Origin of the sequence: Acinetobacter sp. UBA2063 (genome assembly GCF_002333245.1) — a bacterium.
GTDB lineage: Bacteria > Pseudomonadota > Gammaproteobacteria > Pseudomonadales > Moraxellaceae > Acinetobacter > Acinetobacter parvus.
On the sequence record NZ_DDAH01000212.1, the window covers coordinates 7,030 to 7,807 of the forward strand.

General features: G+C 33.7%; 1 protein-coding gene and 1 pseudogene. One reads left to right on the plus strand and one right to left on the minus strand.

What is annotated here, in order from left to right; translation table 11 throughout:
* Window positions 1–363, plus strand: a pseudogene (locus B4H32_RS10170) (alkane 1-monooxygenase); the annotation flags it as partial.
* A gap of 47 nt (window positions 364–410) precedes the next feature.
* On the opposite strand, the gene B4H32_RS10175 reads toward B4H32_RS10170, so the two are convergent.
* Window positions 411–623, minus strand: coding sequence for a KTSC domain-containing protein (locus tag B4H32_RS10175; RefSeq protein ID WP_004662566.1), 213 nt, complete (start codon window positions 621–623; stop codon window positions 411–413).
* Window positions 624–778: the final 155 nt, after the last annotated feature.

Here is a 778-nt window from a genome sequence, read left to right on the forward strand (position 1 = left end):
GGTTTAAAACGTGAAAAGAAAGCCAATGGTCAATATGAGCGTACTTTACCTGAGCATAGTTGGAACAATAATAATGTAGTGACGAACTTGTTCTTGTATCAATTACAGCGTCATTCAGATCATCATGCAAATCCAACACGTAGCTTTCAAACTCTACGTCATTTTGAAGATGCGCCACAGTTACCAGGGGGCTATGGAGCGATGATTTTACCAGCCTTTATTCCTTCATGGTGGTCAAAAATTATGGATGATCGAGTTGTAGAGCATTACAAAGGCAATATGGAGAAAATTAATATTCATCCAGACGCAAAAGAAAAAATATTAGAGAAGTATGCTGAACAAGTTGAAGTCGAAGCTGCTTAATAAATTTAAATAAAAAAACCAGCCTTAACGTAGGCTGGTTTCTTTATTTATGAGGCTAAAAGATAAAGTCGTTTAAAATGAAGATCAAACTCAAGGTATTTATGGACAAAAGCAGTCTTATCAGTAGTGCGTAGCAAATTGTCATACACAAATTCTGGAACAGGGTGATAAAGCTCGGCTGTGCCATTGCTGTAAAAAATTTTTAAATAGCGTGAAGAAATATCATATTTCCAAGAGGTTACAACAACAGTTTTTTCCATATATTTGCCCCCATTTCAGTTTGATCATTTAGTACATACAAAAAACTCTTTATGTTTCATAATTTGACATTACTCCATGTAATGCAGGCTGACAATTGATAAATGAATTTCGTTATAAATTTATAAGTATAAGAATTGTAAAAATTTTGCTATCA